Source organism: Streptomyces sp. NPDC000941, assembly GCF_053599555.1.
Genome location: NZ_JBSFMM010000151.1, coordinates 1 through 15,152, shown reverse-complemented (window position 1 = coordinate 15,152; position 15,152 = coordinate 1). Strand labels below are relative to the sequence as shown.

14 protein-coding genes and 1 pseudogene are annotated in these 15,152 nt (G+C 70.9%); 8 read left to right on the top strand and 7 right to left on the bottom strand.

Annotated elements, in window-relative coordinates:
- Positions 1-3: 3 nt before the first annotated feature.
- The 7 genes from pcaH to ACWDSL_RS36115 all read left to right on the top strand — a co-directional run bounded on the left by pcaH (position 4) and on the right by ACWDSL_RS36115 (position 7,836).
- A complete protein-coding gene (gene pcaH / locus ACWDSL_RS36145; RefSeq protein ID WP_450492179.1) occupies positions 4-792 on the top strand; it encodes a protocatechuate 3,4-dioxygenase subunit beta in 789 nt (262 codons plus the stop codon).
- Positions 792-1,382: a protocatechuate 3,4-dioxygenase subunit alpha gene (gene pcaG, locus ACWDSL_RS36140; RefSeq protein ID WP_450492178.1), complete on the top strand. Its 591-nt coding sequence runs from the start codon at positions 792-794 to the stop codon at positions 1,380-1,382. The genes pcaH and pcaG overlap by 1 nt, the downstream gene beginning before the upstream one ends.
- Before the next feature lie 292 nt (positions 1,383-1,674).
- Positions 1,675-3,168, top strand: coding sequence for a 3-carboxy-cis,cis-muconate cycloisomerase (gene pcaB / locus ACWDSL_RS36135; protein WP_450492192.1), 1,494 nt, complete (start codon positions 1,675-1,677; stop codon positions 3,166-3,168).
- A 123-nt stretch (positions 3,169-3,291) separates the two neighbouring features.
- Positions 3,292-4,593 carry a bifunctional 3-oxoadipate enol-lactonase/4-carboxymuconolactone decarboxylase PcaDC gene (pcaDC, locus tag ACWDSL_RS36130; RefSeq protein WP_450492177.1) on the top strand — a complete coding sequence of 434 codons (1,302 nt, stop codon included), beginning with the start codon at positions 3,292-3,294 and terminating at the stop codon, positions 4,591-4,593.
- Between the two features lie 113 nt (positions 4,594-4,706).
- On the top strand, positions 4,707-5,981 hold the full coding sequence (locus ACWDSL_RS36125) for an ABC transporter substrate-binding protein (protein ID WP_450492176.1): 1,275 nt from the start codon (positions 4,707-4,709) through the stop codon (positions 5,979-5,981).
- A gap of 8 nt (positions 5,982-5,989) precedes the next feature.
- On the top strand, positions 5,990-6,994 hold the full coding sequence (locus ACWDSL_RS36120) for a carbohydrate ABC transporter permease (protein WP_450492175.1): 1,005 nt from the start codon (positions 5,990-5,992) through the stop codon (positions 6,992-6,994).
- A gap of 5 nt (positions 6,995-6,999) precedes the next feature.
- Positions 7,000-7,836: a carbohydrate ABC transporter permease gene (locus tag ACWDSL_RS36115; RefSeq protein WP_450492174.1), complete on the top strand. Its 837-nt coding sequence runs from the start codon at positions 7,000-7,002 to the stop codon at positions 7,834-7,836.
- Here the strand turns inward: ACWDSL_RS36115 and ACWDSL_RS36110 are convergent.
- The gene (locus tag ACWDSL_RS36110; protein ID WP_450492173.1) at positions 7,794-8,888 is read right to left on the bottom strand and encodes an ArsR/SmtB family transcription factor; all 1,095 of its coding nucleotides are present in this window, start codon (positions 8,886-8,888) and stop codon (positions 7,794-7,796) included. The two genes, ACWDSL_RS36115 and ACWDSL_RS36110, sit on opposite strands and share 43 nt — an antisense overlap.
- Before the next feature lie 396 nt (positions 8,889-9,284).
- A pseudogene (locus ACWDSL_RS36105) lies at positions 9,285-10,205 on the bottom strand (AraC family transcriptional regulator); the annotation flags it as partial.
- A 100-nt stretch (positions 10,206-10,305) separates the two neighbouring features.
- Between ACWDSL_RS36105 and ACWDSL_RS36100 the strand changes: the two are divergent.
- Positions 10,306-11,235 carry an MBL fold metallo-hydrolase gene (locus tag ACWDSL_RS36100; protein WP_450492172.1) on the top strand — a complete coding sequence of 310 codons (930 nt, stop codon included), beginning with the start codon at positions 10,306-10,308 and terminating at the stop codon, positions 11,233-11,235.
- Positions 11,236-11,284: 49 nt separating this feature from the next.
- Here the strand turns inward: ACWDSL_RS36100 and ACWDSL_RS36095 are convergent, their stop codons facing one another.
- From ACWDSL_RS36095 to ACWDSL_RS36075, 5 genes are all read right to left on the bottom strand, one after another.
- Positions 11,285-11,980, bottom strand: a complete 696-nt coding sequence (locus ACWDSL_RS36095; RefSeq protein ID WP_450492171.1) for an MFS transporter — start codon at positions 11,978-11,980, stop codon at positions 11,285-11,287.
- 24 nt (positions 11,981-12,004) lie between these two features.
- The gene (locus ACWDSL_RS36090; protein ID WP_450492170.1) at positions 12,005-12,868 is read right to left on the bottom strand and encodes an MFS transporter; all 864 of its coding nucleotides are present in this window, start codon (positions 12,866-12,868) and stop codon (positions 12,005-12,007) included.
- 583 nt (positions 12,869-13,451) lie between these two features.
- The gene (locus ACWDSL_RS36085; RefSeq protein WP_450492169.1) at positions 13,452-13,673 is read right to left on the bottom strand and encodes a hypothetical protein; all 222 of its coding nucleotides are present in this window, start codon (positions 13,671-13,673) and stop codon (positions 13,452-13,454) included.
- Between the two features lie 74 nt (positions 13,674-13,747).
- The gene (locus tag ACWDSL_RS36080; protein ID WP_450492168.1) at positions 13,748-13,903 is read right to left on the bottom strand and encodes a hypothetical protein; all 156 of its coding nucleotides are present in this window, start codon (positions 13,901-13,903) and stop codon (positions 13,748-13,750) included.
- A 112-nt stretch (positions 13,904-14,015) separates the two neighbouring features.
- Entirely contained in the window at positions 14,016-15,029 is a 1,014-nt protein-coding gene (locus tag ACWDSL_RS36075) for a DNA-directed RNA polymerase subunit alpha (protein WP_450492167.1), read from the bottom strand.
- Positions 15,030-15,152: the final 123 nt, after the last annotated feature.

Below are 15,152 nucleotides of genomic sequence, written 5' to 3'. Positions count from 1 at the left end.
CAGATGCCCAGCCAGATACCTCAGGTGCCCCTTACCCAGTCCGACATCGACGGCGAACTGGCCGCGCTCCAGGAGGGGTACGGCAAGGCCCGCGCCGACGGGGTGCCCGCCGCCCACCACCCGCCGCGCGACTTCCCGCCGTACCGCAGCAGCCTGCTGCGCCACCCCAGTCAGCCGCTCGTCACCGTCCAGGGCAACCCTGAGACCGTCGAGCTGCACACGCCGGTTTTCGGCCGGACCGACATCACCGCGACCGACAACGACCTCACCGTCCAGCACCAGGGCGAACCCCTCGGCGAGCGCATCACCGTCTCCGGGCGGCTCCTCGACAGCCGGGGCCGCCCGGTGCGCGGACAGCTCATCGAGCTGTGGCAGGCCAACGCGTCCGGCCGCTACGCCCATCTGCGCGACCAGCACCCCGCCCCGCTCGACCCCAACTTCACCGGCGTCGGCCGCACCCTCACCGGCGACGACGGGAGCTACACCTTCACCACGATCAAGCCGGGCGCGTATCCATGGCGCAACCACGTCAACGCCTGGCGCCCAGCGCACCTCCACTTCTCCCTCTTCGGGGCGGCGTTCACCCAGCGACTGATCACCCAGATGTACTTCCCCGGCGATCCGCTCTTCGGCTACGACCCGATCCTCCAGTCGGTCGCCGACGAGCGGGCGCGGCAGCGGCTGGTCGCGACGTACGACCACACGCTGTCCCAGCCCGAATGGTCGCTCGGCTACCGCTGGGACATCGTCCTGGACGGGCCGTCCGCCACCTGGATCGAGGAAGGCCGCTGATGCCGACTCAACCGTCCTTGTCGCCCACTCCTTCGCACACCGTCGGTCCCTTCTACGGCTACGCGCTGCCCTTCACCGGCGGCGGCGACATGGCTCCGGCGGGGCGCGCGGACGCGATCACCCTGCACGGATACGTCTACGACGGCGTGGGCGCCCCCGTCCCCGACGCCCTGATCGAACTCTGGCAGGCGGGCCCCGACGGCTCCCTGTCCGGCGCCCCCGGCTCGATCCGCCGCGACCCGGTGACCGGTGGCTACGCCGGACGCAACGGAGTGGATTTCACCGGCTTCGGCCGGATCCCCACGGACGCCGACGGCCACTGGACCGCCCGCACCCTCCCCCCGGGCGCCCCCTCCCCGGCCCCCTACATCAGCGTCTGCGTCCACGCCCGCGGCCTGCTGCACCACCTCTTCACCCGCGTCTACCTCCCCGAGAACGCCACCGCCAACGCCGCCGACCCCCTCCTCGCCTCGCTCCCCCCGGCCCGCCGCGAGACCCTGGTGGCCACGGCCGGGCCGCAGCCGGGGACGTACCGCTTCGACATCCGCCTCCAGGGCGAGGGGGAGACGGTCTTCCTTGAGTTCCGCTAAGAGCCATCCCGTAAGTCTTCGGGGGATGGTCCGGTATGCGGTCGCAGCGCTCCGGCGTGGTCCTTGGGCCGCTCGTTCGCGGGTCGGGTCTCGCCCCCATAGCCTTCGGCATGGGAGGTACCCCCGGGGTTGCCGCGGCGCATGTCCGGAATCTGCCGAGCAGAGGCGCGCCACCAGGCTGGATGCGTGGTCGGCGAGCTGCCACGTGACTCGCGGCCCGAAGGCGCGGAGTCTCGCCGTGGTTGACTCGACGGGGCTTCTTGCAGCCCACCATGAGAGCGACGACAATCCGATGAAGTCACGGCCTTCTTCAGACTGCCCGGAAACCACTTACGGGACAGGTCTTAGCTCCCAGGACGCGGCCGCATTCGCGGACGACAGCGGGCTGCTGTCACCGGTGCGGGTCGGGGCGGGCGTCGAGGAGGCCACCGGGGATGTCGCCTTCCTCCAGGCCATGCTGGACGCGGAGGCCGCTCTCACCCGGGCACAGTCCGCGCTCGGGCAGGCGCCCGGCGCGGCGGCGATGGCGGTGGCGGACGTGGCGCGAGCCGAGCTGTACGACGTGCGGGACCTCGCCGTACGCGCCCGCGCCGGGGGCAACCCGGTCATCCCGCTGGTCGCCGACTTGACGGCGGCGGTGGCCCGTACGGACCGGGAGGCGGCCGCGTACGTCCATCGCGGCGCGACCAGCCAGGACGTCCTGGACACCGCCACGATGCTGGTCACCGCCCGCACCCTGCCGCTGATCCTGGCCGACCTCGGGCGTACGGCCACGGCCCTCGGGCGTCTCGCGGCCACCCACCGCGACACCCCCATGCCCGCCCGCACCCTGACCCAACACGCCGTACCCACCACCTTCGGCCTGAAGGCGGCAGGCTGGCGCGCCCTGACCCTGGACGCCCACGACCGCCTCGCCGCGATCCGGCTGCCCGCCCAACTGGGCGGCGCGGCCGGTACGTTGGCGGCTTTCGGCACGCCGGCGGAGGGCGCAGCCGGGGCGGGCAATGGCCTCGGCCTTCAGCTCGTGGCACGGTTCGCAGCCGAGCTGGGGCTCGCCGAGCCCGCGCTGCCCTGGCATACGCTGCGTACGCCCGTGGCCGATCTCGGGGCCGCGCTCGCCTTCGCCGTTGGTGCGCTGGGCAAGGTCGCGGCGGATGTCCTGGTGCTGTCCCGGACGGAGATCGGGGAGGTCGCCGAGGGCAGCGGGGGCGGGTCGTCCGCGATGCCGCACAAGAGCAACCCTGTGCGCGCCACGCTCATCGCCGCCGCCGCGCGGCAGACGCCCGGGCTCGCCGCCACGCTTCTGGGCTCGCTCGTCGCTGAGGACGAGCGGCCCGCCGGGGCGTGGCACGCCGAGTGGCAGCCGCTGCGCGAGCTGCTGCGGCTGGCGGGCGGGGCCGCGCGGGAGGCGGCCGAGCTGGCGGAGGGCCTGCGGGTGTTCCCCCGCCGGATGGGCGAACACCTCGCGCTCACCGACGGTCTCATCGTCAGCGAGCGGATCGCCGCCACGCTCGCACCCCTCGTCGGCCGCTCCCGTGCGAAGGAGTTGCTGACGGCGGCGTCCCGGCGGGCCGGGGAGGAGGGCGTCGGGCTGACGGCGGCACTGGCCGAGGCGCTGGCGGAGGTGCCGGGGCTCGCGGGCGTGCTCTCCGGGGCGCGGCTGCGGGACTTGACTGATCCGGCCCGCTACACCGGCTCCGCCGCCGCTCTCGTCGACCGGGCGCTCCGCCGCGCAAACCCCGACGATCACAGCGCCCCCGGTCCCCCGCGACCTGGCGACGCGTAGGCCGTGTCCGGCGGCCACGCGGCGGAGCCGCACATCGGTGCTGTTCCCCACCCCGCCCCTGCCCCGTGGCCGCCGGACACGAGCCAGCCCTTTCCGCACCCTCGCCCGCCCGGAGCGCCGACCATGACCACCGACCTCCCCCACCACCTCCTCGACGGCCCCGCCACCGCCCCGCCTCTCATCCTCGGCCCGTCCATCGGCACCTCCCTCGCCGTCTGGGAGCCCCAACTGCCCGCCCTCGCCCGTACGCACCGCGTGCTGCGCTGGGATCTGCCCGGGCACGGCCGCTCCCCCGCCGGGCTGCTGCCCTCCGACGGCAGCGCCACCGTCGGCGGCCTCGCCGCCCTCGTGCTGCGGCTCGCCGACGCGCAGGGGTGGGAGCGGTTCGCGTACGCGGGGATCTCGATCGGCGGGGCGGTCGGGCTGTATCTGGCCACGCACCATCCGGAGCGGGTCGAATCACTCGCCGTGATCTGTTCCTCGGCCCGCTTCGGCGAGCCCGCGGCCTGGCACGAGCGGGCCGCGCTCGTACGGGCCGAGGGTACGGAGGCGATGGTCGCGAGCCGGCCGGGCACCTGGTTCTCGCACCGCTTCGCCGCCTCGCCCCGCGCCGTCGCACTGCTGGAGGACCTGCGGGCCTGCGACCGCGCGGGGTACGCGGCCTGCTGCGACGCCCTCGCCTCGTACGATCTGCGCTCCGCGCTGCCGTCCATCACGGGTGTGCCCACGCTGGTCGTCGCGGGCCGCGACGACCCCGCCACCCCGCCCGCGCACGCCCGCGAGATCGCGGACGCGGTGCCGGGGGCGAGTCTGCTGGAGGTGGCGGGGGCGGCGCATCTGGCCGGGGTGGAGCGGCCGGGGCCGGTTACGGCCGCGCTGCTCGCGCACTTCGCCGCAGGGGCGGCCACGGACACGGACTCCGACACGAACGCGAACGCGGACGCGGACCGGGACACCGGCGCGAACGCGAACACGAACGCGGACACGAACGCAGAAGTCAACGTCAGCGCCAACGACGACGCCTCCCACCGCGCCGCCGGATTCGCCGCCCGCCGCGCCGTCCTCGGCGACGCCCACGTCGACCGCGCGATCGCCCGTACGACCCCCTTCACCGCCCGCTTCCAGGACTTCATCACCCGCTACGCCTGGGGCGAGATCTGGGCCGGCGACGCACTGGACCGCCGTACCCGCAGCTGTATCACCCTCACCGCGCTCATCGCCCACGGCCACGACGCGGAGCTGGCCATACACATCCGGGCCGCCCTCACCAATGGCCTCACCCGTGAGGAGATCGGCGAGGTGCTGCTGCAGAGCGCGGTCTACTGCGGCGTTCCGGCGGCGAACTCCGCGTTCGCCACGGCCCAGCGGGTCTTTGACGAGATGGACGGCCCCGACGGTACGTCAAACGCCGCCCGGAGCAGCTGACATACCGCCGCAACAGCACTGTCGTAATACGCCCCCATGGTTGATCACTGGGTCGTACCGTGGTTGGTTGGCACGATCCGGTTACAGGGAGCGATGACGCGAGGGGGCGCAGCATGTCCATCAGCCGTAGACGACTGCTCGGCACTGGCGGGAGCCTGGCTCTGACGGGAGCGCTGGCCGCCGCGTGCGGCTCCAACACCGGGCGGGGGTCGGATGATTCGGACGGCAAGCCGGTCATCGAGCAGTGGTACCACCAGTACGGGGAGGACGGCACCGAGCGGGCGGTGAAGCGGTACGCCGCCGCGTACGGCAAGACCGGCAAGGCCAAGGTCGAGGTGCAGTGGCGGCCGGGGAACTACGACCAGCAGACGGCCGCCGCGCTGCTCACCTCGTCCGGCCCGGACGTCTTCGAGGCCAATGGCCCGACGCTGGATCAGATCCAGGGCGGCCAGGTGGTGGATCTGACCGACCTCCTCGACGGCGTCAAGGACGACTTCAACCAGGCGGTGCTGGCCCCCAAGACGTACGACGGCAGGATCTGGGGCATTCCGCAGGTCGTCGACATGCAGCTGCTCTACTACCGCAAGAGCCTGCTGAAGGACGCCGGCGTGGAGCCGCCGCAGACGCTCGACGCGCTGGTCGACGCGGCGAAGGAGCTCACGGACAAGAAGACCAAGGGGCTGTTCCTGGGCAATGACGGGGGCGCCGGGGTGCTCGGCGGCACCCCGCTGCAGGCTGCCGGGCTGCGACTGGTCACCGACGACGGCAAGGTCGGCTTCGACGATCCGGCCGCCGCCCGCGCGCTGGAGAAGATCCACCGGCTGTACGCGGACAAGTCGCTGCTGCTCGGCGCGCCCTCGGACTGGTCGGATCCGTCGGCGTTCATCCAGGGGCTCACGGCCATGCAGTGGTCGGGCCTGTGGGCGTTGCCGGCGGTCAAGAAGGCGCTGGGCGACGACTTCGGGGTGCTGCCGTTCCCGAAGGACGGGCCGGCGGGGAAGCCGTCGGTGCCGGTCGGGGCGTATGGCGCGGCGGTCAGCGCGAAGGCGAAGCACAAGGAGGAGGCGAAGGCCTTCGTGAAGTGGCTGTGGGTGGACAGGACGGAGTACCAGGAGGACTTCGCGCTGTCGTACGGCTTCCACATCCCGGCCCGGATCTCGCTCGCCAAGAAGGCCGACAAGCTGCGCGACGGCGTGGCCGGGGACGCCGTGCGCTACGCCACCGACCACGGCTTCGCCGAGCCGCTGCTGTGGACCCCGGCGAGCCGGACCGCGTACCAGGACGCGCTCAGCCGGATCATCAAGGACGGCGCGAGCGCGGATCAGGAGCTGCGGGACGTGGTGCGCAAGGTGGGTGCGGAGCTGCGGCGCGTGCAGAAGAAGAGCTGACGCCCGCGATGGCGCAGGACGCGCAGCAGCATACGCAGAACCCTCAGGCCACACCGGCCACGCTTTCGCGCACGCTTCAGGACAAGCCTGCGCGGGGTACATCGCACAGGCTGCTGGGCAAGCAGAACCGCACGCTGTGGTTCTGGGTCTTCGTCGGCCCGTTCGCGATCGGGCTCAGCCTGTTCACCTACGTACCGCTGGCGTGGAGCGTCTACCTCAGCTTCTTCGACGCGCACAACACCGTCTCGCCGACCGACTTCGTCGGCCTGGACAACTACACGGCGATGCTGCGGGACGACGCCTTCACCGACAGCCTCGTCACCTTCCTGGTCTTCACGGCCTTCATCGTCCCGGCCACCTACCTCCTCTCGCTCTCCCTCGCGCTGATGGTCAACCGGCTGCGCTGGGCGCAGGCGTTCTTCCGGTCGGTGTTCTTCCTCCCCGTGGCGTGCTCGTATGTCGTGGCGGCGCTGATCTGGAAGATGTCGATCTTCAACGGGGTGCGGTTCGGGCTGGCCAACACCGTGCTCGGCTGGTTCGGCGCGGATCAGATCGCCTGGCTGTCGACGACCGACCCGCCCTGGTACTGGCTGGTCATCGTGACCGTACGGCTATGGCTTCAGGCGGGCTTCTACATGGTGCTGTTCCTGGCCGGGCTGCAGCGCATCCCGCGCGGTCTGTACGAGGCGGCGGCGGTGGACGGGGCGCGGCCGGGGTGGCAGATCTTCCGGTACATCACCTTTCCGCAGCTGCGGGCGACGTCGATCGCGGTGACGCTGCTGCTGGTCATCAACGCGTTTCAGGCGTTCGACGAGTTCTACAACCTGCTCTCGGACTCGCGCGGCTATCCGCCGTATGCCCGACCGCCGCTGGTGTACCTGTACTACTTGGCACTGGGGCGGGAGCAGAACCTGGGGATGGGCAGCGCGGGCGCGGTGATCCTGGCGCTGATCATCGCGGTGGTGACGGTGGCTCAGGCCCGCTGGTTCAGGCTCGGCCGGAAGGAGGACTGACCGGAATGAGAGAACCTCTCGTACGCGTCGGCCGCGCGCTGCGGCTCGTCCTGCTGATCGCGCTGGCGCTGCTCTTTCTGATCCCCTTCTATCTGCTGGTGCGCAACGGGCTGTCGCGCGAGGAGGACATCACCTCCGCCGAGTGGACGTTCTTCCCGAGCGAGCTGCGCTGGTCCAACATCGGCGAGCTGTTCGACGACCCGAATGTGCCGATGGCGCACGCGCTGCTCAACTCCTCGCTCATCGCGGTGGCGACGACGCTGGGCACGCTGCTGCTGGCCTCCCTCGCGGGGTACGGCCTGGCCCGGATCCCGTACCGCTACGCGAACGTGGTCTTCTACTGGATCCTGGGCACACTCATGGTCCCGGCGGCCGTCACCTTCGTGCCGACCTTCGTCCTGGTGTCCTCGCTGGGCTGGGTGTCCACGCTGCGCGGGCTGGTGGTGCCGACGCTGTTCAGCGCGTTCGCGGCGTTCATCTTCCGCCAGTACTTCCTGGGGTTTCCCCGGGAGTTGGAGGACGCGGCGCGGGTGGACGGGCTCGGCTACTGGCGTACGTACTGGCGGGTCGTGGTGCCCAACTCCCGGCCGGTGTTCGCGGCCGTCGGCACGATCGTCTTCATCGGCGCCTGGAATGCGTTCCTGTGGCCGCTGGTCATCGGCCAGGACCGGGACGCGTGGACCGTGCAGGTCGCCCTGTCGACGTTCACCACCGCCCAGACGGTCAACATCCACGAGCTGTTCGTCGCGGCTGCCGTCTCGATTCTGCCGCTGCTGGTGGTCTTCCTCTTCCTGCAGCGCTACATCGTGGCCGGCGTGGAACGCTCAGGCATCGACGACTGAGGAGATTGAGGGGACTGAGCGGGCGCGCCGCCGCGCAGCAGGGCGGCGCCCAGCGGGGTCAGGGTGTGCAGTACGGCGCTGCCCCGGCGGAGGGTGAGCACCAGGCCGGCGTCGCGCAGCACGGTGGCGTGCTGGCTGGCGGAGGCGATCGACACGCCCACGCGGCGGGCGAGTTCGCTGGTGGTGCAGCCGCCGCCGACACCCTGCAGCACGGCGGAGCGGGTCTGTCCGACGAGCTTGCTCAGCGACTGGGCGGCCCCGCTGCCCGGGACACGGGCAGGGGCAGGCGCCGGCCGGGGGCGGGGGGCCGTGGTGGGGCGGGCCGGGGGGCTGAGTGGCACGTCTCCCGGGGCGTGTTCGACCGGGTAGACCAGCACGGGTCTGAGGTCGGCGTCGAAGAGGGTGACCGGGGTTCTTCGGCAGAAGAACGACGGCTGGAGCAGCAGCCCGCGCCCGCCGAGCTCCAGGTCGCGGTCGACCGGGTAGTCGACCTCCAGGACCGGCGGCCGCCAGCGCATCGTGGGCGGCAGGGACGCCAGCAGCCCGTCGGCTCCCCCGTCCAGCAGGGCGCGGCCCCGTACGGCGCGGTCGGCCTCGATACGGGCGTGCAGGCGCGGCCAGTACGGGGCGATGGCGGCGTGGTGGTAGGAGGTCAGCGCGGCGGTCAGCCGGTCGAGCGAGCGCCGCTCGCCCTGGCCGAGGTCGCGTATCCAGCCCGGGAGGCGGGCCGCGGCCGGGAGGCGGGAAATCTCGGTGTGCAGCCGGGTCTGCGAGGTGGCGCGCAGCGCTTCCATGCCGCTGTCGCAGCCCATTCCGCCCTCGGCCGGGGTGAGGAAGTCGGGGAAATATCCGCGTGAGGGAATGAGCGGCGCGAGCAGCCGCGCTTCGCCGTTCAACCTATTTCGCGCCAGTGAACGCCATTCTCCGTATACGGTGACGGCCCGGTGCTCCCGCAGCCGGTGGAAACTCAAAACGGTTTCCCACAGCGCGTCCGGGCGGATCGCCATCCGCAGCCGGGCCAGATCGAGCTCGCCGAAATGCACACGCAGCACCGGACCCCCACCAAGTGACACCCGTGATCGCCCCCCGACCACGGACGAGTATGCACGGTGCCACCGTCAGTGACCACGTCCTTTTGGCCAGAGTTGAAACGGGGCGCGGCAGGCCGCGCGGGGCCGGAATGCTGTTCCTCGTTGAAAAGCGCGGCCTCCGGGAAAGGCCACCGGGGGTACGTCCGCAATTCAACAGGCGGTGCTCACGACCGGATTTGCTCGTCCCCGTGGGGGGTGACGAGTGTGTTACGGCCGTCTGGGCACTTCTGTTGCCGCTTCAGCCGATGCGAGCGGCAACGGCTCCCGTGGGGGGAGTGAGAGGGGGCGGCCCCCGGCCAGGTGCCGCCCCCTCGCCCGCGGCGTGGTCCGTCCCTCCGCGGTCTCCGCCTGGTACCCGGCGGTCTCCGCCCGGTACCGCCCGGGGCTGGTCCCGAACTCCCGGCTGAAGGCGTGGGAGAGGGCGTACGGGGTGCCGTAGCCGACCCGGCGGGCGATGGTGGCCAGGGCATCCGGTGTGTCGCGGAGCTGCGTGGCGGCGAGGGTCAGCCGCCACCAGGTGAGGTACGCCATCGGGGGGCGGCCGACCAGGGCCGTGAACCGGCGGGCCAGGGTGGGGCGCGAGACGCCCGCCTCGGCGGCCAGGCGGTCGTTGGTCCACGGGGCGGAGGGGTCGGAGTGCAGCGCCCGTAGCGCGGCGGCTGCCACCGGATCGCCCAGAACACCCGGCCAGACTCCGGACGCGCCCTCGGCCATCCAGGAGCGGAGCACGTAAATCAGGAAGAGGTCGAGCAGGCTGGGGATCGCCATGCAGGAGCCGGGCTGCTGTCCTCCCAGCTCGCGGCCCAACAGGTCGATGACGGACCGGAGTTCTGGGTGGCAGCCGACGCGGTTGGGCAGATGGACGACCTCGGGCAGTTCCGCCATGAGCGGGTGTACACGACTGCGGTCGAGCCGGTACTTGCCGCACAGCATCGCGACCGCGCCCGCCGCCTCACCCGAAACGACCGCCGGCCGGCGCGGAACCGTCCCGTCCAGCCAACGCTCGAACGGCACCGCCCGCTCCACAACCCCCGCGTCCACGGGAGAGTCGGCGATCACATGCCCCGTGCCATGCGGCAGCAGCACCGCGTCACCCGTACCGAGCGAGACCGGAGCACCGCCGTCGGGCAGCAGCCAGCAGCCGCCCTCCAGTACGACATGGAAGCCCGCGCCGTCATACGGGGCGAGCCGGGTGCACCAACTGCCACTCACCCGCACCCGGCTGGAGGAGGGCTCCCCGAGGCGCACGGTCGAGATCGCATCGCTCACCACATCCATCGGGCCAGGGTATCGATGGACTCAAGGCTGAGCCGGATGCGTATCGGGTTGAGCTCAACGAGCATTGAGGAGATCAACCGCCCTTTCTAGATTCGAGAACATGAAGAGCGAGAGCGTGCAGAGCATCGTGCTGGGCGATGTCGAGGTCATCCGGGTCACCGAGTGGCAGGGGCCGTTCGCCCCCACCCGCGGCCTCGTCCCGGAAGCGGCCGCCGAGGTGTGGAAGGACAACGAGGAATGGCTGGCGCCGGACCACTGGGATCCGGACAGCGACAGGGCGGTGGTCGCCCTGCAGAGCTGGGTGCTGCGCAGCGGCGGGCGGACCGTCCTGATCGACACCGGGGTGGGCAACGGGCGGGAGCGGCCCAGTTCACCGCAGTTCCACCACTGGCGCGGTGACTTCCTCGACCGCCTGGCGCGCGCCGGGGTCCGCCCGCAGGATGTCGACGTCGTCGTCAACACCCATGTCCACGGCGATCACGTCGGCTGGAACACCAAGGAAGCCGAGGGGGAAGCCGACGGGGCATGGGTGCCGACCTTTCCCCATGCCCAGTACCTCATCCCCGCGGCCGACGACCACCACTTCGGCCCGGAGAACGCGTACGCGAACGGCCTGCGCGAAGACGACCGGCTGATCTACGAGGACAGCATCGCGCCCATCCACCGCGCCGGTCAGGCCGTCCTGTGGAACGGCTCCCACCGCATCGACCAGCACCTCACCCTGGAGTCCGCGCCGGGCCACACGCCCGGCTCATCGGTGCTGCGGCTCGCCTCCGGCAGCGACCGGGCGGTGTTCGTCGGCGATCTGCTGCACAGCCCGGTGCAGATTCTCCAGCCCTCCCTCAGCACCTGCTTCTGCCTCGACCCGGCGCAGGCGGTGGCCAGCCGCCGCCGGATCCTCGAACGCGCCGCCGACGAACGGGAGCTGGTCATCCCCGCGCACTTCGGCGGGGCGGGTGCCGTGGAGGTCCGGCGGGAGGGTGACGGGTTCGCTCTCGATCGGTGGGCGACATCACCGATCGAGCGGTGAGCCCGACGGTGGTCGCGGCCACCGGGCCGCGACCACCGTCATCACCCGGTCACTCCAGCGGCGCGGTCTCGGCCGTCTGCTTCCTCCCCGGGCCGAACAGCAAGCAGAACAAGGCGGCGGCCACCAGAACCACGGCGCACGCCACAAACGTGGTGCGCATGGCGCCCACGAAGCCGGTGGCGAAGGTGTCGCTGGTGACGCGCTCGTACAGCCTGGTCGCGGCCGGGGTCAGACCGTCCGGCGCCGTGGGCGGACGGAAGTGCTGCCCGGCGGCGGCGCTGTCGTCGATGAATCGCGTACGCAGCTGCTCCGGCAGCCGACCGGCGCGCTTCTCGGCCTCGCTGTGCAACGTCGAGGAGAGTCGGGCCGACAGCAGGGCGCCCAGTACGGCGGTGCCGAGGACACCGCCGATCTGCCGCGTGGTGCTGGAGACGCCGGAGGCCGCCCCGGCCAGCCGCGGTTCGACGCCGTCCATGGTGGCCTGCTGCAGGGGCGCGAACGTGGCGCCGCCGGCGATCCCGATGATGGTCAGACCGGGCAGCAGGCTCCAAGCGCTGCTGGTGGGCCCGGCCATCGCCACCAGTACGAGCAGGCCGACGGCCAGCAGCGTCACCCCGGCCATCAGGACGTACTTGCCGCCGAACTTGTCGGACAGCCGTCCGGCGTACGCGGAGCCGACCGCGGTGAGCACGGCGTTCGGCAGCACCACAAGACCCGTCTCCAGCGCCGAGTATCCGCGCGCCATCTGCAGGCTGCAGTCGATATGCGGCTACCGCCGCGTGGGCACCAGCACGAACATGATCCCGATCATGCCGAGCTGGAAGACGAAGCCGACCCAGTTGCCGACCGCGAAGTTGCGCGCCCGGAACAACGCCAGCGGCATCAAAGACCCTTCGCCCTGCTGCCGCTGCTGCCGCTGCTGCTGCTGCCAGAGGACGAACACCACCAGCAGCAGGACGCCCGCGACGACGACCGAGGTGATGCTGATCGGCCCGGCGATGGTGCCCCAGTCATAGCGCTCCCCCTCGATCAGGCCGAACACGATGCCGCTCAGCCCGGCGGTGACCAGCGCGACGCCGACCAGATCGAGCCGATGGGTGCGGCCCGAGCGCATGGGCGGCGCGAAGGTCAGCGCCAGCACGGCGGTGGCGATCCCGATCGGGACGTTGATGAAGAAGATCCAGCGCCAGCTGAAGTGAGCGAGCAGAAAGCCGCCCACAACCGGTCCGATGACCGGCGCGAAGCCCACGATCGCCCCGAACAGCCCGAACGCCCGGCCGCGCTGCCGTGGCGGGAAGATCGTCAGGATCGACGAAATGACCTGCGGAAACAGCAGCGCCCCGCCCAACCCCTGCAGCGCCCGCGCCGCCAGCAGCCGGCCCGGCGAATCGGCCAGCCCGCACAGCGCCGAGGCGACGGTGAAGCCGACGATGCCGATCACGTACAGCCGTCGGTATCCGAAGATGTCCCCCAGCCGCCCGGTGGTGATCAGCAGCACCGAGAAGACGAGCAGATAGCCGTCGATGACCCACAGCACCTGGTCGTACGAGGCGTCAAGGCTGTCGATCAGGGTGGGGACGGCGACATTGACGATGGATCCGTCGAGCAACGACATGAAGAAGCCGATGCACATGATCGCGAGAACCAGCCACGGACGTTGTGTGGTTGGTTGCTCCGCGGATGTGCCTGTGGATGTGCCTGTGGACTTGACTTCCGACACTCCGGAGACCTCCCTGAGGGAAGGGAGAACCGGAAGAGCCGACGGACGGACGCACGTCGCCACCATCACAGAACACCCTTCCCAGGATGTGGTGAGGTGACTTCCACCCTCCCCGTGTCATCCGGACCCGGGGGAAGCTGGTTGGCGAGGCGCGAGGCCCAACGGTGAGAAGCCGACTGGGAGCGTAACACGTGATGGTCTGCGCAGTCGGGTCAGCCGTCCCGTCGACGCACACCACCACCCACGCCGCCCGCCGGACTTTCGTCATACCGCAGTAGCGAACAGCTCGAGGTGCCCGCACTTGGGGCAGCGGAACGCCACTATCTGCCGCCGGGGGCGGCCGATCCGCTTGGCACCCCCGAAAATTCCCCGCTCCAGGCTCCTGCCCGGCTGGGACGGCGAAGATCCAGGCCCACGGTCGGTACGCCTGCGCAGCACTCACTGAAGGTTGCGCGGTCGCATCGAATCTTGATCGGTGACAGGCCAGCTCACGAGGTCATAGCTTGTGTAGTCCCGTGTACGGGCTGACGATTCGGACTTCGTGCGAGCCGAAGTCGACGAGCATCGCGGTCTCGTCCTCGACACCGATGACCCTGCCAAGGCCGTACCGGTCGTGTGAGACCCGTTCCCCTAGGGCAAAGTGCTTGGCCAGCGGAGCAACCGGGGCCTTGAAGGGGCTCGTGGACAGGTGGCGCCGGGGCGCGGATCGTTTCGTCATATGGGGCCAGTATGCGCCGTCGAGGTTCCTGAACGGTCAGGCCGGGAGTCTCCAACGTCGACTCGATCCGGCCATCAGGCGGTGGCCGGCGTCCATGCCGTGCACCTGCAGTCCGCGGAGAGGACATGCTGGCGGATGGCGGAGGCCCGGTTGAGCAGGAGATCGGCGACCGGGGCGGGGGACCCGGGATGGAGGTTCGCCGAGCCGTAGGAGGACCTGGTCTCCGTCATGGACCACGTCGTCGACGGCACCCCGTTACCGGCTCGCCCGGCGGCCACCGGTGGCCGTGCTGTTCACCGCCTGCTGCCGTGGCTGCGGTGCCGAACCTCGTGAACCACCTTGTCAGTACTGCTCGGTCTCGACGAACCCGGCGTCGCCGGCGCCAAAGGCGTCGGCGGCAGCAATGGGGTCGAATCCGGGCGGGCTGTCTTTGAAAGTCAGGCCCATGCCGGCCAGCTTCGCCTTGACCTCGTCGATCGACTTCGCACCGAAGTTGCGGATGTCGAGCAGATCCGCCTCCGATCGAGCCACGAGCTCACCCACCGAGTGGACGCCCTCACGCTTGAGGCAGTTGTACGAGCGGACGGTGAGCTCGAGCTCCTCGATCGGCAGTGCGAGTTCGGAGGCGAGGGCGGCGTCCGTGGGGGACGGGCCGATGTCGATGCCCTCGGCGTCGACGTTGAGCCCGCGGGCGAGCCCGAAGAGCTTGACCAGGGTCTTGCCGGCCGAGGCGATGGCGTCGCGCGGGTGCATGGCCGACTTGGTCTCGACGTCGACGATCAATTTGTCGAAGTCGGTGCGCTGCTCGACACGGGTCGCCTCGACCTTGTAGGTGACCTTGAGCACCGGGCTGTAGATCGAGTCGACCGGGATCCGGCCGATCTCCTGGCCTTGCTGTGTGTTCTGCACGGCGGACACGTAGCCGCGACCGCGTTCGACGGTCAGCTCGATCTCCAGCTTGCCCTTGGCGTTGAGGGTGGCCAGGACCAGGTCGGGGTTGTGGACCTCAACACCGGCCGGCGGGGCGATGTCGGCGGCGGTGGCCAGGCCGGGGCCCTGCTTGTGCAGGTACATCACGACCGGCTCGTCGTGCTCGGAGGAGACGACCAGCTGCTTGATGTTGAGGATGAGGTCGGTGATGTCCTCCCTGACGCCGGGCACGGTGGTGAACTCGTGCAGCACGCCATCGATCCGGATGCTGGTGACGGCAGCGGCGGGGATCGAGGACAGGAGGGTGCGGCGCAGGGAGTTGCCGAGGGTGTAGCCGAAGCCCGGCTCCAGCGGCTCGATGACGAACCGGGAGCGGTATGCGTCGACGACCTCTTCGGTGAGAGACGGGCGCTGAGCGATCAGCATGAGGTGGTGCCTCCGGTGTTCGGTGCCCGCTCTTTGATGCGGCACGGCAAGGATAGGGGTGGTGGGGGGGGGGCGCCGGCGGGCCAACCCCCCCCGGCGGGGCGGGGCGGTTGGGACACGGTG

Bases quoted from the DNA above. Each gene is read 5' to 3' on its own strand.
- ACWDSL_RS36090 (WP_450492170.1), bottom strand. From the start codon at position 12,868: ATGTGCATCGGCTTCTTCATGTCGTTGCTCGACGGATCCATCGTCAAT.
- ACWDSL_RS36075 (WP_450492167.1), bottom strand. From the start codon at position 15,029: ATGCTGATCGCTCAGCGCCCGTCTCTCACCGAAGAGGTCGTCGACGCA.
- pcaB (WP_450492192.1), top strand. From the start codon at position 1,675: ATGAAGTCACGGCCTTCTTCAGACTGCCCGGAAACCACTTACGGGACA.
- pcaDC (WP_450492177.1), top strand. From the start codon at position 3,292: ATGACCACCGACCTCCCCCACCACCTCCTCGACGGCCCCGCCACCGCC.
- pcaH (WP_450492179.1), top strand. From the start codon at position 4: ATGCCCAGCCAGATACCTCAGGTGCCCCTTACCCAGTCCGACATCGAC.
- ACWDSL_RS36115 (WP_450492174.1), top strand. From the start codon at position 7,000: ATGAGAGAACCTCTCGTACGCGTCGGCCGCGCGCTGCGGCTCGTCCTG.
- ACWDSL_RS36095 (WP_450492171.1), bottom strand. From the start codon at position 11,980: ATGGCGCGCGGATACTCGGCGCTGGAGACGGGTCTTGTGGTGCTGCCG.
- ACWDSL_RS36125 (WP_450492176.1), top strand. From the start codon at position 4,707: ATGTCCATCAGCCGTAGACGACTGCTCGGCACTGGCGGGAGCCTGGCT.
- ACWDSL_RS36085 (WP_450492169.1), bottom strand. From the start codon at position 13,673: ATGACGAAACGATCCGCGCCCCGGCGCCACCTGTCCACGAGCCCCTTC.
- ACWDSL_RS36100 (WP_450492172.1), top strand. From the start codon at position 10,306: ATGAAGAGCGAGAGCGTGCAGAGCATCGTGCTGGGCGATGTCGAGGTC.
- pcaG (WP_450492178.1), top strand. From the start codon at position 792: ATGCCGACTCAACCGTCCTTGTCGCCCACTCCTTCGCACACCGTCGGT.
- ACWDSL_RS36080 (WP_450492168.1), bottom strand. From the start codon at position 13,903: ATGACGGAGACCAGGTCCTCCTACGGCTCGGCGAACCTCCATCCCGGG.
- ACWDSL_RS36120 (WP_450492175.1), top strand. From the start codon at position 5,990: ATGGCGCAGGACGCGCAGCAGCATACGCAGAACCCTCAGGCCACACCG.